The organism is Vibrio sp. 10N.222.54.E6 (assembly GCF_041473955.1).
Taxonomy (GTDB): domain Bacteria; phylum Pseudomonadota; class Gammaproteobacteria; order Enterobacterales; family Vibrionaceae; genus Vibrio; species Vibrio tasmaniensis_A.
Map to the genome: position 1 here is coordinate 149234 of NZ_JBFRTD010000023.1, position 22936 is coordinate 172169.

Annotated in this window: 21 protein-coding genes; 5 read left to right on the forward strand and 16 right to left on the reverse strand. The window is 44.2% G+C overall.

Annotated features, from left to right (window positions below; translation table 11 throughout):
* Window positions 1-106: 106 nt before the first annotated feature.
* Complete coding sequence (sixA, locus tag AB4513_RS14335) at window positions 107-571, reverse strand: phosphohistidine phosphatase SixA (RefSeq protein WP_012603460.1); 465 nt, start codon at window positions 569-571, stop codon at window positions 107-109.
* Window positions 572-875: 304 nt separating this feature from the next.
* On the opposite strand from sixA, the gene AB4513_RS14340 reads away from it, so the two are divergent.
* Window positions 876-3653: an insulinase family protein gene (locus AB4513_RS14340; RefSeq protein WP_009848512.1), complete on the forward strand. Its 2778-nt coding sequence runs from the start codon at window positions 876-878 to the stop codon at window positions 3651-3653.
* A 317-nt stretch (window positions 3654-3970) separates the two neighbouring features.
* Here the strand turns inward: AB4513_RS14340 and fadJ are convergent, their stop codons facing one another.
* Window positions 3971-6217 carry a fatty acid oxidation complex subunit alpha FadJ gene (fadJ, locus tag AB4513_RS14345; protein ID WP_009848513.1) on the reverse strand — a complete coding sequence of 749 codons (2247 nt, stop codon included), beginning with the start codon at window positions 6215-6217 and terminating at the stop codon, window positions 3971-3973.
* Window positions 6217-7524 carry an acetyl-CoA C-acyltransferase FadI gene (gene fadI, locus AB4513_RS14350; RefSeq protein WP_009848514.1) on the reverse strand — a complete coding sequence of 436 codons (1308 nt, stop codon included), beginning with the start codon at window positions 7522-7524 and terminating at the stop codon, window positions 6217-6219. Before fadI ends, fadJ begins: the two co-directional genes overlap by 1 nt.
* A 558-nt stretch (window positions 7525-8082) precedes the next feature.
* On the opposite strand from fadI, the gene AB4513_RS14355 reads away from it, so the two are divergent.
* From AB4513_RS14355 to AB4513_RS14370, 4 genes are all read left to right on the forward strand, one after another.
* Window positions 8083-8631: a sigma-70 family RNA polymerase sigma factor gene (locus tag AB4513_RS14355; RefSeq protein ID WP_009848515.1), complete on the forward strand. Its 549-nt coding sequence runs from the start codon at window positions 8083-8085 to the stop codon at window positions 8629-8631.
* Window positions 8624-9352 carry a DUF3379 domain-containing protein gene (locus tag AB4513_RS14360; protein WP_009848516.1) on the forward strand — a complete coding sequence of 243 codons (729 nt, stop codon included), beginning with the start codon at window positions 8624-8626 and terminating at the stop codon, window positions 9350-9352. The genes AB4513_RS14355 and AB4513_RS14360 overlap by 8 nt, the downstream gene beginning before the upstream one ends.
* A gap of 297 nt (window positions 9353-9649) precedes the next feature.
* Window positions 9650-10918, forward strand: coding sequence for an outer membrane protein transport protein (locus tag AB4513_RS14365; RefSeq protein ID WP_009848517.1), 1269 nt, complete (start codon window positions 9650-9652; stop codon window positions 10916-10918).
* A 296-nt stretch (window positions 10919-11214) separates the two neighbouring features.
* Complete coding sequence (locus AB4513_RS14370) at window positions 11215-12489, forward strand: outer membrane protein transport protein (RefSeq protein WP_009848518.1); 1275 nt, start codon at window positions 11215-11217, stop codon at window positions 12487-12489.
* Window positions 12490-12619: 130 nt separating this feature from the next.
* On the opposite strand, the gene AB4513_RS14375 is transcribed toward AB4513_RS14370, so the two are convergent.
* From AB4513_RS14375 to AB4513_RS14435, 13 genes are all read right to left on the reverse strand, one after another.
* Entirely contained in the window at window positions 12620-13405 is a 786-nt protein-coding gene (locus AB4513_RS14375; RefSeq protein WP_009848519.1) for a VacJ family lipoprotein, read from the reverse strand.
* A 118-nt stretch (window positions 13406-13523) separates the two neighbouring features.
* Window positions 13524-14744, reverse strand: coding sequence for a c-type cytochrome biogenesis protein CcmI (gene ccmI, locus AB4513_RS14380; RefSeq protein WP_009848520.1), 1221 nt, complete (start codon window positions 14742-14744; stop codon window positions 13524-13526).
* The gene (locus AB4513_RS14385) at window positions 14744-15232 is read right to left on the reverse strand and encodes a cytochrome c-type biogenesis protein (protein WP_009848521.1); all 489 of its coding nucleotides are present in this window, start codon (window positions 15230-15232) and stop codon (window positions 14744-14746) included. Before AB4513_RS14385 ends, ccmI begins: the two co-directional genes overlap by 1 nt.
* The gene (locus AB4513_RS14390; RefSeq protein WP_009848522.1) at window positions 15229-15780 is read right to left on the reverse strand and encodes a DsbE family thiol:disulfide interchange protein; all 552 of its coding nucleotides are present in this window, start codon (window positions 15778-15780) and stop codon (window positions 15229-15231) included. The genes AB4513_RS14385 and AB4513_RS14390 overlap by 4 nt, the downstream gene beginning before the upstream one ends.
* Window positions 15781-15785: 5 nt before the next feature.
* Complete coding sequence (locus AB4513_RS14395) at window positions 15786-17756, reverse strand: heme lyase CcmF/NrfE family subunit (RefSeq protein ID WP_009848523.1); 1971 nt, start codon at window positions 17754-17756, stop codon at window positions 15786-15788.
* Window positions 17753-18235 carry a cytochrome c maturation protein CcmE gene (gene ccmE / locus AB4513_RS14400; protein ID WP_009848524.1) on the reverse strand — a complete coding sequence of 161 codons (483 nt, stop codon included), beginning with the start codon at window positions 18233-18235 and terminating at the stop codon, window positions 17753-17755. The genes AB4513_RS14395 and ccmE overlap by 4 nt, the downstream gene beginning before the upstream one ends.
* Window positions 18232-18438, reverse strand: a complete 207-nt coding sequence (ccmD, locus tag AB4513_RS14405) for a heme exporter protein CcmD (RefSeq protein WP_009848525.1) — start codon at window positions 18436-18438, stop codon at window positions 18232-18234. The genes ccmE and ccmD overlap by 4 nt, the downstream gene beginning before the upstream one ends.
* 14 nt (window positions 18439-18452) lie before the next feature.
* Window positions 18453-19193: a heme ABC transporter permease gene (locus AB4513_RS14410; protein ID WP_009848526.1), complete on the reverse strand. Its 741-nt coding sequence runs from the start codon at window positions 19191-19193 to the stop codon at window positions 18453-18455.
* Window positions 19194-19367: 174 nt separating this feature from the next.
* Window positions 19368-20036: a heme exporter protein CcmB gene (gene ccmB / locus AB4513_RS14415; protein WP_009848527.1), complete on the reverse strand. Its 669-nt coding sequence runs from the start codon at window positions 20034-20036 to the stop codon at window positions 19368-19370.
* Between the two features lies 1 nt (window position 20037).
* Window positions 20038-20655: a cytochrome c biogenesis heme-transporting ATPase CcmA gene (gene ccmA, locus AB4513_RS14420; protein WP_009848528.1), complete on the reverse strand. Its 618-nt coding sequence runs from the start codon at window positions 20653-20655 to the stop codon at window positions 20038-20040.
* Window positions 20656-20933: 278 nt separating this feature from the next.
* A complete protein-coding gene (locus AB4513_RS14425; RefSeq protein ID WP_009848529.1) occupies window positions 20934-21446 on the reverse strand; it encodes a DUF2802 domain-containing protein in 513 nt (170 codons plus the stop codon).
* Window positions 21446-21940 (reverse strand): chemotaxis protein CheW, encoded by a 495-nt coding sequence (locus tag AB4513_RS14430; RefSeq protein ID WP_009848530.1) that lies wholly within the window; start codon window positions 21938-21940, stop codon window positions 21446-21448. Before AB4513_RS14430 ends, AB4513_RS14425 begins: the two co-directional genes overlap by 1 nt.
* 70 nt (window positions 21941-22010) lie before the next feature.
* The coding region (locus AB4513_RS14435; protein WP_102582937.1) for a chemotaxis protein CheW at window positions 22011-22936 on the reverse strand (926 nt) is incomplete at its 5' end.

The window sequence follows — 22936 nt, forward strand, 5'->3', positions numbered from 1 at the left end:
ACGTCCAGCACCTTGTCGTTTGGTCGAAATAATCCGTTAGAAACAACAAAGGGCATCTCAATAATCATGAGGTGCCCTTAAATTTATCTTGAGAAAACGGTCTCAGCTATGGATTAATGTTCCAAAGCAACTCGCCTTTTTGTTTTTCAAGGTCGAATTCAATACACGCGAGCCCTGAGGTTGGGAACATAGGTGGCGCCATGCCCGTCGCAAATTCAGCCGTTAAATAGCCCACTAGAGGTAAATGAGAAACAAATAAAATGGTCTCTAGCTTTTCTACTTCAGCCATTGCTATGGTCAAATCAAACACATCGTCAGACATTCCGTAAGGCGTAATATCATCACAGGTTTCTACTTTCTTTCCAGAAAACGCTTGAGAGATTTCTAACCACGTTTCTTGTGCCCTCAAGTATGGGCTCACAAGCACTTTATCGAACTGGCTAAACCCTTGCTCATTTGCAGCTTGAGCTACCGCAAGAGACGCCATTTTACCGCGCTTCGTTAACGCACGTTCTGCATCCGAGTTAGCAAAATGTTCTGCTTCACCGTGGCGCATTATGAATATTTTCATGTTCAGTCCTGTCTACGTAACATTTCGAAAGTCGATATATCCCATATCAGCGATACGCTACTTAGCGTTTGGCTCTCAAACTAGAGAAACCGCAGTCTATATAAATAATTATATCAAGTCACTTGCTAAAGAGTTCGACTTTCTTAACAATCTTATTAAAAGAAAATAAATCACTGATAAAAATCGATAAAAGTGATTTAGAAGTCGCCAAAAAGCACTTCATATCCCAAAATATGATCGCGAGGTTTGCACCTTAAATCATCGCGTACATAATTTAAAAACCACCTGCTCTGGAGATGCATCTGTGCATTTAAGCCCTAATGATGAACATCAATACCGTTACATAACATTGGATAACGGGTTGAGAGTACTGTTAGTTCACGATCAGAACGCTCAAAAAGCTGCAGCCGCACTCGCCGTTAATGTCGGGCATTTTGATGACCCTACAGACCGAGAGGGTTTAGCTCACTACTTAGAGCATATGCTATTTTTGGGAACTGAAAAGTATCCAAAGGTCGGAGAGTTCCAAAGTTTTATCAGCCAGCATGGCGGTAGCAACAACGCTTGGACAGGAACCGAACACACCTGCTTCTTTTTTGATGTTGAATTGAATGCCTTTGAAAATGCACTCGATCGCTTCAGCCAATTTTTTACCGCCCCCCTGTTCAACGAAGAAGCCTTAGACAAAGAACGCCAAGCCGTTGATTCAGAGTATAAAATGAAACTCAACGACGACTCGCGACGCTTGTACCAAGTGACCAAAGAATTGGTAAATCACTGTCACCCATTCTCGAAGTTTTCTGTCGGTAATATCGATACGTTGGGTGACCGAAACGGCGAGACGATTCGACAAGAGATCTTGGCTTTCCACCAGCAGCAGTACTCTTCAGACTTAATGACACTGACGCTGTCTGGTAATCAATCATTAGACGAGATGCAAAGTTGGGTTGAGGAGCGTTTTAGCTCGATTACCAACCACCAACTACAAGGCAAGAAGGTTGAAGTACCGATTGTTGGCGAATTAAGCACGGGGGTACAAGTACACGTTAAACCGATCAAAGAAGTGCGCAAACTTATCTTAACCTTCCCAATGCCAAGCATGGATGAACACTACGGTATTAAACCATTATCGTTCTTTGCACACCTTATCGGTTACGAAGGAGAAGGCAGTTTGATGATGCAACTCAAAGAGAAAGGCTGGATTACTTCCCTCTCCGCAGGTGGCGGCGCAAGTGGCAGTAACTATCGTGATTTCACAGTCAGTTGCTCATTAACCATCGAAGGTTTAACCAAAACCGATAACATCATCCAAGCGGTGTTCCAGTACATTAAGTTGATTGAACAACAAGGTATTGAAGAGTGGCGTTACCTCGAAAAACGGGCTGTTTTGGAATCAGCCTTCCGCTTTCAAGAGCCCTCAAGACCACTTGATGTCGTCAGCCATCTCGTTATCAACATGCAGCATTACCAAGAGCAAGATGTAGTGTATGGCGATTACAAAATGTCGCATTTCGACGAAGAGTTACAACGTTCTCTGCTTCCTTACTTAACCGTCGACAACATGCGGGTCACCATTGTTGCTCAAGGGTTCGAATATGACAGAGAAGCGAAATGGTACTTTACGCCCTATTCGCTCACACCATTTAGCGCTGAGCAAGTTCAATGCTTTACATGCATTAACCCCGGCTGGCAGTTTGAGCTCCCAAGCAAAAACCCATTTATTTGCTACGACTTAGACCCTGCAGAGCTCGAAGGTGACGCTAAGCACCCACAACTGTTAGAAGAGCTGGACGGCTTTAAGTTATGGCACCTCCAAGACCATCAATTTCGAGTTCCAAAAGGTGTGGTGTATATCGCTATAGATAGCCCACACTCAGTTGCCACCCCGAGAAACATCGTTAAAACACGCTTGTGTGTAGAGATGTTCTTAGACTCGCTTGAAAAAGATACGTATCAAGCTGAGATTGCTGGCATGGGCTACAACATGTATACCCATCAAGGTGGTGTCACACTTACTCTATCTGGATTTAGCGAGAAACAGCCACAGCTGCTCAATATGATTCTTGAACGTTTCCAAGCACGCGACTTTAGTTCAATACGATTCGAAACGATTAAGCATCAATTGCTCAGAAACTGGAATAACGCATCGCAAGACCGTCCTATCTCGCAGCTATTCAATGCGATGACGGGAATCTTACAGCCAAATAACCCGCCCTATTCCGTCTTAATTGAAGCGCTGGAAACAATAGAAGTCGACGAACTTTCTTCTTTTGTTCAAGCTATTTTGGCCGAACTGCATGTCGAAATGTTTGTGTATGGTGACTGGAAAAAAGCCGATGCGAACAAGATGGCTGAAACGCTAAAAGATGCCCTGCGTGTTCAAGATCAGGCTTACGAAGAGTCACTGCGCCCTTTAATCATGCTGGGTGATAACGGTAGTTTCCAACGCGAAGTGGTCTGTAATCAAGATGACTCAGCCATTGTGGTTTACTACCAATGTTCAGATATATCACCTACAAATATTGCACTGTATTCATTGGCCAACCACTTGATGTCAGCCACTTTCTTCCACGAGATTCGTACTAAGCAGCAGCTAGGCTATATGGTCGGCACTGGTAATATGCCATTGAACCGACACCCAGGTATTGTGTTGTATGTGCAATCGCCTAATGCAGCCCCAGCAGATCTGTTGGCTTCCATAGACGAGTTCCTCAATGCCTTTTACATGGTATTGCTAGAGCTTAACGACTATCAATGGCACAGCAGTAAACGCGGTCTTTGGAATCAAATTTCAACGCCAGATACCACCTTGCGTGGTCGTGCTCAACGCTTATGGGTTGCGATAGGCAATAAGGATTTGGAATTCAATCAGAGGGATCGCGTGTTAGAAGAGCTCAAAGGTCTGACTCGCTCAGACATGATGCGCTTTGTGGTTAGCCAACTAAAACCTCGTACAGCGAATCGTCTGATTATGCATGCGCACGGCAACGCTCATAATGAAGAAGAGAAGTTGTCGGCAGGTGTTGAGATTGGCTCAATTGATGAGTTTCAGTTGCGTCCTAAAGACTGTGAGCTTGGTTAGTCGTTGTTATTAAAAAGATCAGAAGGTTGATGTGAAAGCATCAACCTTTTTTATTGGGTGCAACACAAGAGCAGATCTCCTATTACGCTCCTTCGTCGCTTTAGGAGATGACGGTAGTTTTGATTGAGGTGTGTTGACCACCTTCCTAATCAACACAATAGCTTACTTTTTACATCTCAATCGTCATTCCCGAGAAGGAGGAACGACTGAATCGGGAATCTCCTTTCTTTTGCATACTCCCATAAAAATGAAGCCCGCATCAATTGCTTGATACGAGCTTTATAATCAAAGTGCTAGAAAGTTACTAATAGAAAGAGTTACTTGTAGAAAGACTCATCCAACCCAGCACGTGTCAGTAGGCCATCACATGGCGCAAAACGATCACCGTACTTCTTAGCGAAGTCGTTCATCATCTCTACCAGTGACTTAATACCAATTTGATCCATATAACGGAACGGACCACCAAGGAATGGCGGGAAGCCGATACCGAAAATAGCACCAATATCGCCATCTCGCGGGCTACGGATAATGCCATCATCCAAACAACGAACCGCTTCGTTGAGCATCGGTAACACACAACGCATTGCGATGTCGTTATCGCTTAGCTTAGGTTCAGGTTGCAGCTTAAGCAGTTTGTATACTGACTTATCGACTTCCTTCTTTTTACCTTTGTAAGTGTAAAAACCTTTGCCACTCTTACGGCCTTTACGGTTGTCATTCAAAAGAATGTCGAACACATCAGGACCTTGGAAACGCTCGCCTAATTCATTAACCAGAATCGGGATGATCTTCGCACCAATATCAACACCCACCTCGTCTAACAAAGTAATTGGGCCAACCGGGAAACCGAAGTCCACCAATGTGCTGTCGAGCTTTTCAATCGGCTCATTTGCCAATAACAGATGCGCCGCTTCATTCATGTATGGAGCAAGAATACGGTTCACATAGAAGCCAGCCGTATCTTTAACAACAATCGGCGTTTTACCTTGCTTTTTCGCTAATGCAACAACCGTCGAAATCGTCTCTTCTGACGTTGTTTCATGAGGGATGACTTCTACTAGCGGCATTTTTTCTGCCGGGCTGAAGTAGTGAAGACCAACCACGTTTTCTGGTCGCTGCGCTTTCTCTGCAATTTTGTGGATTGGCAGTGAAGACGTGTTGGTCGCAAAGATAGTCTCTGACTTAGCATTGGCTTCAATGTCTGCAACCATTGATTGCTTAAGGCCGAGATCTTCAAATACCGCTTCAATCACAACATCAGTATGGTTAAAGCTTGTAAAGTCGATACCACCAGAAAGCTGAAGCATCTTACTTTCAAGGCCAGCTCGGCTCAGAATACGACGTTTACGCTGCTTATCGAACAACTTGTAGTTGTAGTTAAGCGCATTGAGCACACCTTCATTAGACACATCTTTAATACGAACCGGTACTTTCGCTTTAGCAACACTGACGTGGCTGATACCAGCGCCCATAAGACCACCGCCCAGTACACCAACACGCTTAACCGCTTTTGGTTCTGCGTCTGCGCCATGTTCTTTTTTCATTTCAGTGGTGGCAAAGAAAATCGAACGAAGGGCTTTGGATTCTGCGGTCATCACCAATTCAGAGAAACGCTTCGCTTCGTACTGAAGACCTTTATCAAAGCCGTTCTCTAAGCCATAACGAATCACATCAAGAATCGCATCAGCGGCAGGGTAATTGCCGCGTGTTTTCTGATTGGTCTTCTTTGAAGCCTGTTCAAAAATAACCTTGCGACCAAGACCCGTACGTGAAATTATTTTTTCTTTGGCCGAAGCTTGGCTTTTAGACGCCAAGCGCTTACCTTTTTTCCCGCCTGAGTTCTTTTCAACAAAGCTCTTAGCAACTTCCAGCAAGATAGTTTCTGGCACACAAGCATCCACGACACCTAGCGATTTCGCTTTTTTAGCGCGCAGTTGCTTACCCGTAAGAATAAGGTCAAGAGAAGGCAGTAAACCGATAAGACGAGGAAGACGTTGCGTACCACCAGAGCCGGGTAACAGACCAAGCTGGACTTCTGGCAGACCTAAGCGAGTCTTATCTGAATCAGTACATACGCGGTAATCACACGATAGTGCCAGCTCTAAGCCACCACCTAAACATGGGCCGTGAATCGCTGCAACAACAGGATAAGGCAAATCAGAAAGTGCTTGGAACATCTCCTGCCCCTGGCGAGCAAGAGATTGCGCTTCATCTGCTGTCTTGCAAGCATCAAGCATTCGTACGTCAGCGCCAGCAATAAAATTATCTGGCTTCAATGAATGAACGATTAAGCCTTTAACTCGGCTTTGCTTTTCCTTCAACTGCTCGAAGATTGCTTTCATTTCTTCGGCAAACGCCGCTTGTAGCGTGTTCATTTTTTCGTTTGGTACATCGATCGCAAGCCATGCAATATCTTGGTCATCGATAGTTAAAGAAAACGCGGTCGCCAGTTTTACGGCTTCATCGTTTGAAACCGTCTTGTCACTTTTAGATACAGTCACTGGCTTTGAATCCGTTTTTTTGACTGCTTTCTTTTCTTTTTTCACATCAAGAGTCGTAGACATTATTCCACCTCCAAGATCATTGCTGCACCTAAGCCACCAGCCGCACAAGCAGTATTCAATGCTAGGCCACCACCACGACGTTTAAGTTCACGCAGTGTTTGAGTCATCATGCGTGCACCAGTCGCAGCAAACGGGTGTCCGTAAGCAATTGAGCTACCCAGCACGTTGAATTTCTCCATATCAATCTCACCGATCGCTTTGTCACGGCCAAGATTCTTCTGAGCAAATTCATCGCTTGCGAACATTTTGACGTTAGCCAGAACTTGAGCTGCAAACGCTTCATGCATCTCGATAAGTGTTAGGTCTGACAATTCTAGTCCTGTGTTCTTCAATACTTGAGAGGTCGCGTACGTCGGCCCCATCAGCATATCCGTTTCAACACCAATCGCTGAGAACGCGTAACCACGAATGTAACCAAGCACTTCTAAGCCTAGCTCTTTCGCTTTTCCTTCGCGCATCAACATCACTGCGGCACCGCCATCGGTGAGAGGCGTGGCATTGGCTGCCGTTACACTGCCGTATTGTCTGTCGAATGCAGGGCGCAATTTAGCGTAACCTTCAACCGTCGAGTCGTGGCGAATGTTGTTGTCTTCTGCTAGGTACTTTTTATAAGGCGCGGGGAATGCCGTCATCACTTCGTCTTTAATCTTGCCTTCTTTCCATGCTTGAGAAGCCAAAGAGTGAGAACGGTGAGCAAGTGCATCTTGAGCTTCGCGAGTAATACCATGTGTCTTAGCCATCTGCTCAGCAGTTTGTCCCATAGACAAACCTGTCGAGTATTCTGCGACTGCTGGTGGTACTGGCATCAAATCTTTGACTGAAAATGTTTTAAGAATCTTCAGTTTTTGACCTATGGTTTTCGTTTTACTCAGTGCTAATAAGTTCGCCGCTAACTTTTTCGAAACACCGATTGGCAATACAGAAGAAGAATCCGCGCCGCCCGCAATACCAACATCAATCGTGCCAGCCATAATGCTCTCGGTCACGTTGACTGCAGCTTGGAAGCTAGTCGCACATGCTCGCGTCACACTGTAGGCATCAGTATTAATGTCCATACCTGTACCCAGCACGATTTCACGTGCAATGTTCGGAGCTTCTGGCATTTGCACTACTTGGCCGAACACGACTTGTTCGATAAGCGCAGGATCGACATCAGTTCTTGCAAGCATTTCGCTCACCACCATTTTGCCTAGGTCAACCGCAGGCACTTGGCTAAATTCTGTGCTCTGACGAGCGAATGGGGTTCGTAGTCCAGCGACAACGGCAACACGTTCTCCAGAACGCGTTTTGACTTCCTGTTTGCCCATGGTTTCTCCTTAAGGTTAAGAGGTCTGACCTGAAGCATTGTAAACAAGTTGTTAATTAAATCAAACGGGCGTTTAAATAAACGTGATACGAGTATCCCACTGCTTGAAAATCTAACTGAACATTCAGGCGAACCTTTTTGGGGGAAAGGTTGTCGTAAGATACTAAACTATTGCAAGCAAAGCTGTTATCGCTATGTAAGGGATGTTTTTCTTAAGGCAAAAAAAACCACACAAAACTGTGTGGTCGGAATGTATATAAAGCAATTAACTTAACGCCAATTGAAATAATCAGTTTCCTGATTAGGAGAAAGTAAAGTCAGCCTTCAAAAGGAAGTGTCGTCTTGCTCAACATGCTAGCCACGAATGACTAACTAGACGACAAGGTGTACTATAGCGTTTTCGAGGGCTTAAATTTTGAAGTAGATCAATTTTAATGTGATTTTACGACTTCCTGCCGACGTTAGCCCTAAAAACGAAACAGCATATATAACGAAGCACAACGTATAGAAGACAGCTATACGCAGAGCAATTATGGAGGCTCGTGTGTCAATAATAAAAATGTTTGGAAAGAAAACAGCCAAGCGTCCGGTCAACTCTGATATGGACAAACAAAGAAAATACGAAGCACTCGTGCGCGCCTATCATCGTGACCTCTTTCGCTATGCCTATTGGCTATGCAAAGACAAAAGCATTGCCGAAGATTTAGTTCAAGAAACTTGCCTTCGTGCATGGAAGTCACTCGATAGCCTACAAGATGAAAAAGCCGCAAAGTCATGGCTGATTACTATCTTGCGCCGCGAGAATGCTCGACGTTTTGAACGCAAACAATTTGATCTGGTTGATATCGACGATCATGGTAACGATGCTAGCATCAGTGATGACCCACATCATCAACACCAATGGTTGCAAGCGCAGATCATGAAACTTGAAATCGAATACCGTGAACCCCTCTTCTTACAAGTGATTGGTGGTTTTAGTGGTGATGAGATCGCCGATATTCTCGATCTTAACAAAAATACGGTGATGACACGTTTATTCAGAGCTCGAAATCAGTTGAAAGAGATGCTGGATACAGAAGAGGCAGAGAGGGGGCAACATAATGGATGATTTGGAATTTCGTCGTCGTGTATTGTCGGAACCTAAGCAACGTACACAAGACATTATTGATGCAGCAGCGAATAGTGAAGCCAATAGTAATTTCTTAGACGATGTACTATCACTTGATAAGCAAATCCATTCAGCATTGAATGTGGATGTGCCAGACGATCTGGCAGATCGTATCCTATTCAATCAGACCTCAAGCGAAGAGAGCAAAGTAGTAAGGCCTACGTTTGCTCGACGAGCGATGGCAATGGCTGCTTCTGTGGCATTCGTTGCAGGTTTATTGGTTGGTCAAGTCAACTGGAGCAACGCGTTGGTATCTCCAGCTCAAGCAAGCTTGGCGGATACTGCAATGAAACATGTTGTTGATGAAAAGAGCTTCGTTAGTGCACTTGATGAAAATGTATCATCTCAACAAATCAACGCAAAAATGAACCCGTTTGCTTTTCAGTTTGATGAAGCCTTCCCTTACCACGTCTATTACCTGAACCACTGTGGTTTTGGCAAATCCAACGCAATGCACATGGTTTTCCAAGGCGAAAAAGGCAAAGTCACGCTGTTTTTAACTGGCATTCCGACTGACAAGTCTATCGACTTTGATGAAAAAGGCATGTCAGGCTCGGTAACACCGATCGATGGCAGCAGTTTGATCCTTGTAGGGGAAGATGGCGAGGATGTCTCTAAAATCGCCGAAAAGCTGACAAAAATGATCAAACCAATGAGCTAATTTGCTCTCAAAGCCCCGTAACAAAAGGCCCAGCAAGTATACCACTGATATTGCTGGGCTTTATTTATCAATAAATCGCAAAACCATTCACCACACCAATACCTCTAGAGTTAAAACTCTAAAAAACAGCATTTCTCTCCATTTTCGTGCCAGATAGGCGTCATTTCCATAATTTTACCCTCAAAATTTCCAATGGTCGGATTTGTATATCGTATACTTCCGAATAGGATCAGCCAACATTGAGCAATTGCTCAAATTAATCGCCCTGTAGAGGCGGATATATAAAGGAATAAATGAATGACTACCAACAACACGCGTCTGTTTAAAAAGTCTCTTTTAGCAGTAACAATTACACTGGCGTCTTCGCAAGCGATGGCAGCAGGTTTCCAACTTAACGCACAATCAGCAACAGGCATCGGCCGTGCTTTTGCTGGTGATGCAGTAATCGCAGATAACGCGTCAGTAATGGCACGTAACCCTGCAGCAATGGCACTATTTGATAAAACTGAGCTATCTCTTGGTTTTGAAAGCATCACTTCAATGATTGAAGTCAACGACGTTAACTACGTTGGTGGTCAAGTGCCAGTAAATAATACTGATGATGTAGGTGACACATCAATCGCGCCTAACATCCACCTTATCGTTCCAGTAAATGATAAATTTGCTTGGGGTATCAATGCCTACTCAAACTTCGGTACTAAAACAGAGTTTGACGACAACTATCCGGCAGCTGAGTACGGCGGCTTAACTGATGTTAAGAGCGTTAACTTTGGTCTTGCTGGTTCTTACCGACTAGACGACCAATGGAGCTTCGGTGCAGGTTTAGACCTTATTTATGGTCAAGGTACGATGAAACGTACCGCTGGTGCTGGTTTTGGTAAAGGAAATCCATCTAAGGGAATTCCACCGGCAGGCACCTCTTTATTAAACGTCGACAAAGCTGATGGTTGGGCTGTTGGCTTTAATGTTGGTACCGTTTACGAATTAGATGAAAACAACCGTTTTGGTCTAGCGTACCGTTATAGCCCTGAAATCACCGCTAAAGATGACAAGGGCCAAGAAATCACGCTACCACTACCAGACATCGCTGAATTCTCTGGTTTCCACAAAATTGAAGATACTAAGTTCGCAGTTCACTACTCTGTACAATGGATCGGCTGGGGTGACTTCGACCAGATCGAATTTAGAAACTTAGATCTAGCAACATCACCAGTTGGTGGGGCAAATGGTAGCTACAATAAAGAATACAAATGGCAAGATGGTTGGCACTACGCAATTGGTGGTACTTACTACCTAAACGATACGTGGACACTGCGTACCGGTTACATGTATGACACCAGTGCGCAAGACGAACTGACATCTATCTCTGTTCCGGATTCAGACCGTCAGTGGTTCTCTGCTGGTTTCACTTACCACATTGACACTGCTTCAAACGTAGACTTCGGCTTTACATACTTGTTAGGTGACGATGTGAAGGTTTCAGAAACCTCTTCAGGTACACCACTAACAGCGACGACACATGCTGATGCAATCCTATTAGGTCTTCAGTACAGCCGCAGCTTCTAATATAAAGTTAGCTATAATCCCAAAGGGTCGCATTGTGCGACCCTTTTTTGTTTTCCTAAACCACTGACCAACCTAAATTTAAGCTTACAACTGTAGCCTGCAGAGCAAATATACAGCTACAGGTGTACGCTCAAACTTCGCAACACAGCCGAAACATTTAGATGATTTCTCTAATAATTAAACACATTTGCTCATTTAATCCCTAAAACACTGTTTTATTCGAATTTCATTTTTAAAGTAATAACTCTAAAAGTAGAATCACGCCACTAAATACTTATGATTCAGTGAACATAATAATGAAAATGAATAAAACTCTTCTATCTGCTGCAGTGGCAGTAGGATTACTTTCGACTTCTACCGTCACTAACGCGGCAGGTTTTCAACTAGCAGAATACTCAGCAACAGGCTTAGGTCGTGCTTACGCTGGTGAAGCAGCAATGGCTGACGGTGCAGACGCGCAATGGCGTAACCCTGCTATGCTGACTTACCTAGAGGGCACACAGGTTTCTGTGGGTGGTATCTACGTTGACCCAAATATTGATATTGAAGGGACTTCTACAACTCCTCGCGGAAAAACAACATCTAACTCTAGTGACTTCGCGCACAGTGCTTTTATTCCAAACTTTTATGTTTCTCATAAGTACAACGAAAAATTTGCGTTAGGCTTTGCTGCTGGTACTAACTACGGCATGGCTACGGACCTAGGTAAAGACTTCGGCGGTGCAAACCATGGTAACGAAGCAAGTGTGACTACTATGGAGCTGAACCTGAATGCTGCATACCAAGTGCTAGAGAGTGTTTCTATTGGTGGTGGCGTACGTTACATCATAGCTGAAGGTAGCTTTGGCGCAGTATCAACTAAAAACTCTCTTATTCCAGTGAAGTCTGGTACCTCTTTGAAATACATGGAAGGTGATGACAAGGCATGGGGCTGGCAAGTTGGTACCGCTTGGGATATTAATGAAGACAACCGCCTAGGCTTCACCTACAAATCAGAAGTAGATCTAACTCTAGAAGGTTACGCTAAAGGTTTTGGTTTCAACCCTAAAAACCCAGAAGCACACAAAAGTGGTTCAATGGATCTCGCTCTTCCGGCAACAGCTGAACTTGCTAGCTTCCACCAGCTGACAGACACTGTAGCGGTTCACGCGAGTATTAACTGGACAAACTGGAGCAGCTTTAAAGAGCTTGTTGCTGATTTCCCTGGTGAAAAAAGTGTAGAGATCAAGCAAGAGAACTGGGAAGACAACTACCGCTTTGCAATCGGTACTACTTACCAAATGACACCTAAACTAGCACTACGTTCTGGTATTGCCTACGATACTTCAGCGGTAAGCGAAGAGCACCGTACTGCGACGATCCCAGAAACAGACCGCACTTGGTTAAGTATTGGTGCGGGCTACCAATGGTCTGAACAGCTAACTCTGGATGCAGGCTTCACTTACATTCTAGCGAAAGACGCGAAAATGCATGAAAAAGATCCAAAAGCAGATTACTTTGGTGGTAGCTTCGAAGGCGAAGTGACAGGCAGCATCTGGTTAGTCGGTATCCAAGCTAACTACCGCTTCTAGGCTAGTTACCTAATTATCTACTTACCTTCTTACCGAAAGGTAGAAAAGTAGAAAAGTAGAAAACATTAAAAAGGCTCGATGTTGAATTAACATCGAGCCTTTCTCTTATCTGCTTATCTAAGCTTTGTATTTAGTAATCTTCGAGATACTCATCAATGAAATCTTCCTCCTCAAGATCAACCTCTTCTGGCTCGATCTCAGCTTTAAAATCTTGACGTTGGATGTAAATATCACGAGTCAAAGCATATGGATCTGGAGAGTCATCTAATAAGGCTTCTTGCGAGGCCAACTGAGCACGTGTTTCCATACCTTCAAAGGCCCACTTCCCTAACTTTGCCCAAAAGGTAAACAGAGACAAAGGTACATATAAGCTATCCACTTGCTCTGTTACTTGTCGGGTCGTCACAGGGCCATATCCCGGCAGCATAAAATACGGTCCATTCCCTACCCCATAATGACCAATCGCATCAGAAAACGACTTTTCGTCATATTTGGTGATCCCCGCTTCGCTAGCAATATCAATCAGACCAAGAAGACCAAAGGTAGAGTTAATCCAAAAACGATTGAAATGATCAAGCGCTTTCCCACCATTACCCATAATGAGATTGTTGAGCATACTTGATGGCTCATCTAAGTTGGCTAAAAAATTGGAAATACCAGAGCGAATTGGTACAGGGGTATAGTCAACATAGGCAAGAGAAACAGGTCGAACCAAATAAGGGTCGAGATACTCGTAGTTGATATCCCACATCGCTCGGTTGAAACCTTCAAAAGGGTCGTTCGGATGGGACTCTTCGACATATTCAGAGGTTTCGAGGTTATCACCACCATTGCTTTCATCTGGTACGCTCGAACAACCTACCGTTAAGCTTGCGATGAAGAGTAAACTCGAAAGTCTTAAAACACTGATAGACATATCACCTTTTCCATAAGGAATAATAAAAAAGGCCAGCAATCGCTGGCCTCAATTGGTTGCGTAAGTCTATACCGTTTTTTAATAAATCGGAATAGCTAACACCTATGCAAAGTAATGATTAATATTGCTTATTGATATCAATGGTAACTGGGGCACCCAGTTCAACCACTTCACTTTCACCGTACCAATCACCGTCTCGAGTTGAAACGTTACCATCTGTATCAAGCCTAGCTCTAACCATTAGAGTTTCAAGGCTGGACAACTTCTGCCCTTCCAACATGCTGTTGCCATCATCAAGAACGACAGTACGAGGGAAAGTTCCTAGCGGATAACGAGCCGCAGCAATCGGCATTGGTGAGCCGTCAGCACTGTGCACTGATACAACTAACACTGAACTAGGGGCAGCATTCACATCACCAGATAACTCAAGCGTTACAGCAACAGTTTTACCTTGGTCAACGCCCATAGCATTGCCCATTTTCTTCTGTGCACTTTCAATACTGCGCGACAACATTTCATAGCGACTGTCTTGTGGACCAATCATCTGTTGCATGATGCTCCAGTACTTAACAGCACCTGGGTAGTCTTGACGCTCAAACGCATCAAACGCTAGCAACGAGAACACACGAAGATCAACATAGTCGTTTTGAATCAAACGGCTCAAAATTAAACGAGCTTGGTTTTGATCCGCATCATCAGGTGAAAGCATCAATGCTTGTGCATAACCTAGCTGAACATCTTCATTCTTTGGCTCAAGCTTGTAAGCTCTTTGCATCGAATCTTTCGCAGTTTCCGCGTCGCGGTTAGCCAATGCAATACGACCTAATAGTAACCAACCTGTCGAATCTTTTGGTTGATAGTGCAGACGAGTACGAAGTGCCAGAGTCAAATCTTCTAATTCATCATCCGTTAATGCACCACCTTCCGATGACATTAGCTTTTTAGACAACTCAGGAAGGTTTGAACTCACTTCTTGCCAGTGTTGGACTTTATCCAAAGCACCAAACTGAAAGTACATACCATATGTAACAACCACGACTAGGACAATAGATGGTACTACGACGCCCAATGTTGAGATTTGGGTCTTCTTCATCTCTTTCTGCGCAGGTACATCATCAAGTAGAGACTGTTTCAAATCAGCGATCAGCTCTTGTTGGTTATCAACAAGGCCTTCTTCTGCTTCTACTTCGAGCTCAACGAGACGATCTTTATAGAATGCTTTGTTCAACTCGTCGCGAAGCATTTCATCATTGTTCGCCTTCTTATTTATGAAGGGCAGAACAATTAAGAAAATAGCTGCTAGCGAAAGGATAATGGTAGAAATCCAAAATAGAGTCATTACTTCTTATCTCCGTCGTTCTCTTCATCGAGTAACGCTTTTAAACGAGCTTCTTTGTCTGCATCCCAGTCTTTATCTGACTCTACTGCTTTCGACTTTGACTTTCGGCTTCGTAAAATGATCAAACCGAAACCAAACACGACTACCGCAAACGGACCAACCCAAAGGATTGATGTGGCTAATGTGAGTGGTGGGTTGTAAGTAACAAAGTTACCGTAGCGAGCAATCATGTAATCAATGATGTCTTGCTTCGACTTGCCATCTTTTGTCATTTCATACACTTTTTGGCGTAAATCAACCGCAAGCTCTGCGTTCGAATCACCAATGGTGTTGTTCTGACATTTAGGGCAACGCAGCGTGTTGCTTAGCTCTTTGAACTGCTGCTCTTGATCAACGGTATCAAATTCATGAAATTCGATAGGCGCAGCAGAAACAGTCGCCGAAATAGCAAATGTAGCGAATAGAGCAATCAGTGTCTTCTTAATCATTTCGCTTCCTCCAACAACTCTTGGTACATCGGCTCAAGCGTCGATGCCCAGTTAGTTGGGTTCACGTCACCAACATGGCGATAACGAACTACGCCGTTAGCATCAATGAGGAAAGTCTCTGGAGCGCCATACACACCAAGGTCAAGACCTAGCATGCCGTTACCATCGAACAGGCTGATCAAGTATGGATTGCCCAGCTCTTTTAACCAACCTACCGCTTTATTGCGATCATCTTTGTAGTTAAGGCCAATAATCTTAACGCCTTGACCCGCTAACTTATTCAAGTAAGAGTGCTCTGCATAACAAGTAGGACACCAAGTCGCCCACACATTTAGAAGCAGTGGCTCACCTTTAAAGATAGCTTGATCATGGAACTTACCCGGTTGCTCTAAGTCTTCTAAACCGAACTCAGGTACTGGCTTACCAATCAATACCGATTCAAGTTTAGTCGGGTCATCACCCGACTGGTTACGCATCAATTGAGTCGCAAAGATTCCAGCTAGAACCATGAACGCAATCAATGGAATGAATAAAATCTTCTTGTTCATTCGAATTAAGCCTCCTGCTCTTTAGTAGACTTTTTCGTTGGCTTACGGAAGCGGTAACGACGGTCACTGATAGCAATAACACCACCAATCGACATAATCAGAGAACCAGCCCAGATCCAACGTACAAATGGTTTGTAGTAGATACGCACAGCCCAAGATTTATTGTCGTCTAAACGCTCACCCATTGCGATGTAAAGGTCGCGCGTTACGCCACGATCAATCGCCGCTTCTGTCATCATCGACTTAGCGGTTGTGTAGAAACGTTTTTCAGCGTGAAGCGTGTTGATGTATTTGCCTTCTTTGGTAATTTCAAAGTCAGCAATGTAACCATCGTAGTTAGGGCCATCTTTGTCACGAACTCCTGTAAACAGGAAGCTGTACTCTTCAAGTTGGTAGCTTTCACCTGGTGCTAAGCGTACGTCACGTTCGATGCTGTAGTTTTGCACCATCGCAATACCAATCACTGTCACGGCCAAACCAATGTGACCACACATCATCGCCCAGTGGCTACGAGGTAGCTTAGTCAGGCCTTTCAGGAATGTATGACGGTGTGTCGCACGCTCATGAAGCTCAAAGCCATGCATGAAGATAATCCAGAATGCCATTACCCAACCGGCAAAAGCGGTACCGCTGAAACGGTCAGCCAAAATCGTAACCATTAGCGCACTTAAGCCCAGTGAGAATACACCTGAGATCAGCATAGGTTTAACGAGCTTAGATAGGTTATCACGTTTCCAACGGATCAGTGGACCGATACCTAATAGGAACGAGAACGGGATCATTAACCAGAAGAACAACATATCAAAGAATGGTGCACCGATAGATACCGAGCCCAAGCCTAACTGTTTATGAACTAATGGCAGCAAGGTACCAACTAACACAACCACAAGTGCAGCAATCAATAGGATGTTGTTGCCGAGTAGCGCGTTTTCACGAGAAACCAAATCGAAGTTACCACGTACACGAACCGATGCGCCTTTAACAGCAAACAACAACAGTGAACCACCGATAACGAACACTAAGAAACCTAGAATAAACATACCACGGGCAGGATCCGACGCGAATGCGTGAACCGATACCAAGATGCCCGAACGAACTAAGAATGTACCTAGTAAGCTTAGTGAGAATGCAGAGATAGCCAGCAAGACTGTCCAAGCTTTAAATGTGCCACGCTTTTCGGTTACCGCTAGTGAGTGCATTAGAGCAGTACCAGCTAACCAAGGCATGAATGAAGCGTTTTCTACTGGATCCCAGAACCACCAGCCACCCCAGCCAAGTTCGTAGTAAGCCCACCATGAACCAAGTGCGATACCTACTGTTAGGAATAACCAAGCAGCGATTGTCCAAGGACGAGACCAACGAGCCCATGCCGTATCTAAACGACCGCTCATTAGAGAAGCGATTGCAAAAGAGAACGCTACCGAGAAACCTACATAACCCATGTAAAGCATTGGCGGGTGAATAATCAAACCCGGATCTTGCAGTAGTGGGTTCAAGTCACGGCCATCAACAGGGAAGAAAGGCAATGTACGTAAAAACGGGTTAGACGTTACGATAATGAACAGCAAGAAGCCGACAGTAATTAAACCCATAATCGCCAGTACGCGAGCCACAGACTCTTGAGGCATACCACGACTAAACGTTGCAACTGCTACCGTCCAACCCGCTTGGATTAGAACCCAAAGCAGTAGTGAGCCTTCATGAGCCCCCCAAACCGCGGTAATTCGGTAGTACCAAGGTAGTTGGCTATTCGAGTTACTTGCTACGTATTGAATCGTAAAATCATTTGTGTAGAACGCGTAACACAAGATAAAGAACGAAATCGCTAGGAATCCGAACATACCCCACGACAGCGGTCGTGCACTGTTCATCAATAATGTGTTATTTCGAGCGGCTCCATACAGTGGGAGCACGCTTAGCAGCAGTGCAAGTCCCAAAGACAGGATCATCGCAAAATGGCCGATCTCGGCTATCATTGAGCATTTCCTTCTTTTTGTTCAGTCGTGTATTGCAAAGGCTCATGAGTTTTCTTCATTGCTTCAGCAACTTCAGAAGGCATATATTCTTCATCGTGCTTTGCCAACACCTCAAACGCTTCAATTGTCGTTGCATCCTTAAGGACACCTTGAGCAACAATACCTTGGCCTTCACGGAAAAGATCAGGAAGGATGCCATCATATAGAATCGTCACTTTAGGGCCTACATCAGCCAAATCGAAGCTAACACGCAATGATTCATTGTCACGGCTTACAGAGCCGACTACAACCATGCCACCAATACGTAAGCGTTGACCCACTTCAGGTTTTTTACCATCTTTGCCGTTGACGAGCTCGGTTGGTGTATAGAACAGATCCATGTTCTGGTTAAGTGCATAAACCATCAATCCAACAGTTGCACTGATACCAAAAAAGATCGCTAAGATAATGCCTAGCCTCTTTTTGCGTCTTGGGTTCATAGAGTGTTCTCCATATTTTTTGCTGCATCAATACGAGCTTGACGGTCAATCTTAGCTTGTACTTCATTTAATAATTGCTTACCACGACGAACGCTTACGACCAGTAAAATGATCATCGCGAGGAATGTGATTCCAAATGCACTCCATACATATGAGGCGTAGCCACCCATGGCAAAGAAATCACTCAGAGATTCAAAATACATAATTACCTACCCTACTACGCTTTATTAGCCGCTAGCTTGCGAACCCATGGACGGTGACTCTCTTTACTGATGATTTCGTTTCTAAAACGAACCATAGTCACAGCACCAAAGAAAAAGGCAAAACCGAAGATGTTAAGAAGAAGCGGCCATAGCATGTCACTTGAAATAGAAGGCTTATCAAACTTAGTAATTGTTGCGCCTTGGTGGAGTGTGTTCCACCACTCTACTGAAAAGTGAATGATAGGTAGGTTGATGACACCAACGATGGCCAAAATACCGGCTGCTTTTGCTGCGGTTTTTTGGTCGTCAAACGCATGGTGCAGTGCAATAACACCTAAATATAGGAATAGAAGAATCAGCTCTGAGGTTAAACGTGCATCCCAAACCCACCAAGCACCCCACATTGGTTTACCCCAAACAGCGCCAGTTAGTAACGCAATAAAGGTAAATACAGCACCGATAGGCGCCATAGCCAACGCAGCCATGTCTGACAGCCTTACCTGCCATACCAAACCGATAAAGGCGGCAATTGCCATCGACATGTATACACCCATAGACCAAATTGCAGACGGAACATGGATATAGATAATTCGGAAGCTATCGCCTTGCTGGTAATCAGAAGGGGCAAATGCAAGCCCCCATACAGTACCGGCGGATAGACACAATAGCGCTAGGATCGAAAACCATGGCAGAAGTTTACCAGCAAGCTGATAAGAGGTTTCTGCTTTGGCGTAGGGATGGAGCCATTTCCACATGTTGTAATCTCACTCTTACTTCATATTGCTTACAGCTATCACAGCTATAATTATTATAATTTATTTGACTTACAGCTTCTTTCAGTGACTCTAGGAGTTTGAAGGCTTTAAATCGTTCACTTTGAACATGCAAAGTGCTAGTGAGTGCGTAGTTAATCTTAACCAGGTAATTAACTAGTTAACACTCACTCTCAGTGCTGCACTGATGGCAAATGGGGTGAGCGTCATCGCGCCCATTAACATTGCCCCTAACACCGCTAATTGTCCGTTATACGCAACGCCTAACGCTGCGGCATCAATCGCTGATGTAGCAAATATAAGAATTGGGATATACAACGGCAAAATAAGCAGACTTAACAGCACACCACCTTTTTGTAACCCAACCGTTAAAGCCACACCAATCGCACCAATAAAGCTTAATGCAGGCGTACCGACCGATAACGTTAAGACTACCGATAACCAAGTATCGAAATCCAAGGACAGCAGCACCGCCAACAACGGACTGATCAATATTAATGGTAACCCTGTCAATAACCAGTGCGCTATGACCTTGGACAAGACTACCAACTGCAACGGGATGGGCATCAACATCATCTGCTCAAGCGCGCCATCTTGAAAATCATCACGAAACAAACGCTCTAAAGAGAGCAATGCAGAAAGCAAAGCCGCTACCCAAACAATACCTGCAGCAATACGTGCAAGTAGGTTTGGCTCAGGGCCGATACTCAATGGGAAAAGGGTGATGACAATAATAAAAAACCACAGAGGGTTAAAGATATCGGCTTGGCGACGAAATGCGATCAATAGCTCACGTCGGATGATCGTTGTCATTGAAGAGATCATATTACTCACCCAACTTTATTTTTCTTAGTTTCGGGCTATCAGCAAACATATCTTGGTGTGTGGTTAATAACACAATGCCACCGTTATCTGCATGCTGAGAAAAAAGAGACTCCAAAACCTTAACACCCTGCTTGTCTATTGCAGTCAGCGGTTCGTCTAGAATCCATAACATTTGCTTACTCAACCAAAGACGAGCCAATGCCACACGGCGCTGTTGCCCCGCTGAAAGTTGCCCTGCTGGTACGTCTTCTCTACCAGCAAGCCCCACTTGAGCCAATGCATTGTAAAGTTCTTCCTTACTCGTTCCACTGCTGTGAATCGATTGATAGAAGCTCAGATTTTCATAGGCACTGAGCTCGCGTTTCACGCCAGTTTGGTGACCAAGAAAAAGCAAATTTTGGTGATACATATCTCGGTTCGACTCAATAGATTCGCCATCCCAAGAGATAGTGCCGTCATCGCGGTCGCCTAGCCCGGTGATAATCCTAAGGAGTGTCGTTTTCCCAGTACCGTTACGACCTTCAACTTGAACCAGTTCACCGGGTTTCAATTGAAAAGACAACGATTCAAACAGAACCCTGTCGTCACGAATAGCAGTTAAATTTGAGACTTCTAGCATAGGTAAATTTAGTCGAGTAATGAGGGGGCTATAGTAGCACACCAATAAGGTGACAAAACAGGACTAGGCGTTTTCGAAAGGACAAACTCCGTAAGAAACTGTTACCACCGCATCACAATTTACACATTTTCATCAACAAACAAGATATTGCATTAGATACAAATACTTATAAACATCGTTCTATATAGGTATAACAGGCACAAAAAAAGAAGCCGAAGCTTCTTTTAAGAGGTGTGCGTGATGAACATCAATTGCTCATTACGCAGTAAGCGCTAAATTTAACGACGTCGAGTCGGGTCTCTGCGATCACGAGAGGATGCAGGTTGTTCATCATACGATGAAGGATTACTTCTTAACGAAGGGATTTTTTCCTTACCTGCGAGCTTATTCTGCAGAGACATCATCAGCTCAGCTTCTGCCTTAGGTAATTCACACTCTTCGATCAGTTCGTTTATCCCAGCCCCAAGCTGAACCATTTTAGTTGCACGTGTATACAAACGCCCATCGGTGTCCGCATGTTCCAACTCAACAATACGTTCATTCAAGTGTTTTATCAGATCTTGCTGTTCCGTCACTTTCTGACCAAGGCCAACCACAACAGAGCGAACTTCAAGTAATTGCTTACTCGATTTTTGAAGCTCTTTATCCAAGTTACGAACTTGCAGGCGTGACGTATCGATCTGCTTTTGAATTGCACTTTTTACTTTGCTAATCAAAATCACGATGAATAACGTAAAAACCCCAACTCCGACTATCAGAGCAATAGGGTTTAAAGGAAGCGCTTCAAACATTACAGGTGAGCCATCTCATCCCATTCGTCTTCACTTAACAGCTTGTTCAGATCGACTAAGATAAGAAGCTTGCCATCACGGTTACTAACACCTTGGATGAACTTAGCACTTTCATCAGTACCAACACTTGGTGTCGTGTCGATTTCAGAAGAACGCAGGTAAACAACTTCAGCAACGCTATCTACTAAAATGCCAATAACTTGACGCTCAGACTCAATAACAATAATGCGTGTGTTATCAGTGATTTCACCTTGCATCAAACCAAAACGAGAACGAGTGTCAATAACAGTAACAACGTTACCACGCAGGTTGATAATACCTAAAACGTAGTCTGGAGCACCCGGTACTGGAGCAATCTCGCTGTAACGCAATACTTCACGTACTTGCATTACATTGATGCCGTAAGTTTCTTCTTCTAGTTGAAATGTCACCCATTGAAGTACTTCATCATTTGTTTGATCTTTTCTTACTTCAACTTCACTCATATGAGACATAGATAATCCTCTTGCCGTCGTTACCGACCACTGTTGTTAACTTGATGCTTATATTGTACCAATCGTAGTACTAGCCCAATGCTTTTACGTCTAGCCCTGCATTTAGCATGGCGGTTAATGCTTCAACATGGATCAAAGCACACATTTTTTCTTTTACCATACCAGCGAGCCATGGCCGTTTCCCTGCCGTTTCTCGCCAGCGTACTTTATCTGTATTAAGCAGCTCGGTACCTTTAAGCTCTGTGCTCGCAAGCCCCCACAAGCTTTCGCCAAGCATGACTATATATTGATAATTTTCTTTATAATCATCACATAATAGCTTTTCAGGCATCACCCATTTGGCGGTATCAACCACGTCTAGCTTACTATCTCGATTAGTTTGCAACCCCAAATACCAAGCAGGTTTGCCAATAATATGACTTAACTCTTCGAGGCGATGAATACCCCCGAGCTCATCAAGTGGCACAGCAAACGTCACACCGTTCACATCAAAATACAGCACTTGAAAATCTTCAGTTCTAGCCGTCGTTTCCCATGATGTAAACTGACCGGCTCCACCAGCTTGAGTTTCAAGTTCGGTAAATGGCTCAATTTGAGGAGATTCAAGATCGGGTTCAGTAGCCTTAACTTCTACTTGCTCCGTCTCCAGCGATTCAGCTTGTAACTCTTCAATTTGCTGCGATTCAACAGGTGGCTCTACAGCAATTGATAAATCAGGTTCTGGAAGATCCCAATCTTGAATTTCAGGATCTACAGACACTTGAACAGACTCTACTGCAGCGTCAAACATTTGCATGTCTGCCTGCTGAGCAATTTGCTGTGTGTTCCGATCCATCAACTCATCTAGATTCAGCTCATCGACAACATTAGTCGCTTCTAAACGACTCAGAAGTTTCTGAACATCCTCAAGATTCGGCACTTCAAATTCTGCAGCGCGTATTTCGGCGTAGCTTGAATAATGACTTGTCGTTAATTGTGGCTCTGGCTCTGGCTCTG

What these genes read in the sequence shown, in the direction of transcription:
- sixA (WP_012603460.1), bottom strand. Translation starts at nt 571, where the DNA reads ATGAAAATATTCATAATGCGCCACGGTGAAGCAGAACATTTTGCTAAC.
- fadJ (WP_009848513.1), bottom strand. Translation starts at nt 6,217, where the DNA reads ATGTCTACGACTCTTGATGTGAAAAAAGAAAAGAAAGCAGTCAAAAAA.
- fadI (WP_009848514.1), bottom strand. Translation starts at nt 7,524, where the DNA reads ATGGGCAAACAGGAAGTCAAAACGCGTTCTGGAGAACGTGTTGCCGTT.
- AB4513_RS14355 (WP_009848515.1), top strand. Translation starts at nt 8,083, where the DNA reads ATGTTTGGAAAGAAAACAGCCAAGCGTCCGGTCAACTCTGATATGGAC.
- AB4513_RS14360 (WP_009848516.1), top strand. Translation starts at nt 8,624, where the DNA reads ATGGATGATTTGGAATTTCGTCGTCGTGTATTGTCGGAACCTAAGCAA.
- AB4513_RS14365 (WP_009848517.1), top strand. Translation starts at nt 9,650, where the DNA reads ATGACTACCAACAACACGCGTCTGTTTAAAAAGTCTCTTTTAGCAGTA.
- AB4513_RS14370 (WP_009848518.1), top strand. Translation starts at nt 11,215, where the DNA reads ATGAAAATGAATAAAACTCTTCTATCTGCTGCAGTGGCAGTAGGATTA.
- AB4513_RS14375 (WP_009848519.1), bottom strand. Translation starts at nt 13,405, where the DNA reads ATGTCTATCAGTGTTTTAAGACTTTCGAGTTTACTCTTCATCGCAAGC.
- ccmI (WP_009848520.1), bottom strand. Translation starts at nt 14,744, where the DNA reads ATGACTCTATTTTGGATTTCTACCATTATCCTTTCGCTAGCAGCTATT.
- AB4513_RS14385 (WP_009848521.1), bottom strand. Translation starts at nt 15,232, where the DNA reads ATGATTAAGAAGACACTGATTGCTCTATTCGCTACATTTGCTATTTCG.
- AB4513_RS14390 (WP_009848522.1), bottom strand. Translation starts at nt 15,780, where the DNA reads ATGAACAAGAAGATTTTATTCATTCCATTGATTGCGTTCATGGTTCTA.
- AB4513_RS14395 (WP_009848523.1), bottom strand. Translation starts at nt 17,756, where the DNA reads ATGATAGCCGAGATCGGCCATTTTGCGATGATCCTGTCTTTGGGACTT.
- ccmE (WP_009848524.1), bottom strand. Translation starts at nt 18,235, where the DNA reads ATGAACCCAAGACGCAAAAAGAGGCTAGGCATTATCTTAGCGATCTTT.
- ccmD (WP_009848525.1), bottom strand. Translation starts at nt 18,438, where the DNA reads ATGTATTTTGAATCTCTGAGTGATTTCTTTGCCATGGGTGGCTACGCC.
- AB4513_RS14410 (WP_009848526.1), bottom strand. Translation starts at nt 19,193, where the DNA reads ATGTGGAAATGGCTCCATCCCTACGCCAAAGCAGAAACCTCTTATCAG.
- ccmB (WP_009848527.1), bottom strand. Translation starts at nt 20,036, where the DNA reads ATGATCTCTTCAATGACAACGATCATCCGACGTGAGCTATTGATCGCA.
- ccmA (WP_009848528.1), bottom strand. Translation starts at nt 20,655, where the DNA reads ATGCTAGAAGTCTCAAATTTAACTGCTATTCGTGACGACAGGGTTCTG.
- AB4513_RS14425 (WP_009848529.1), bottom strand. Translation starts at nt 21,446, where the DNA reads ATGTTTGAAGCGCTTCCTTTAAACCCTATTGCTCTGATAGTCGGAGTT.
- AB4513_RS14430 (WP_009848530.1), bottom strand. Translation starts at nt 21,940, where the DNA reads ATGTCTCATATGAGTGAAGTTGAAGTAAGAAAAGATCAAACAAATGAT.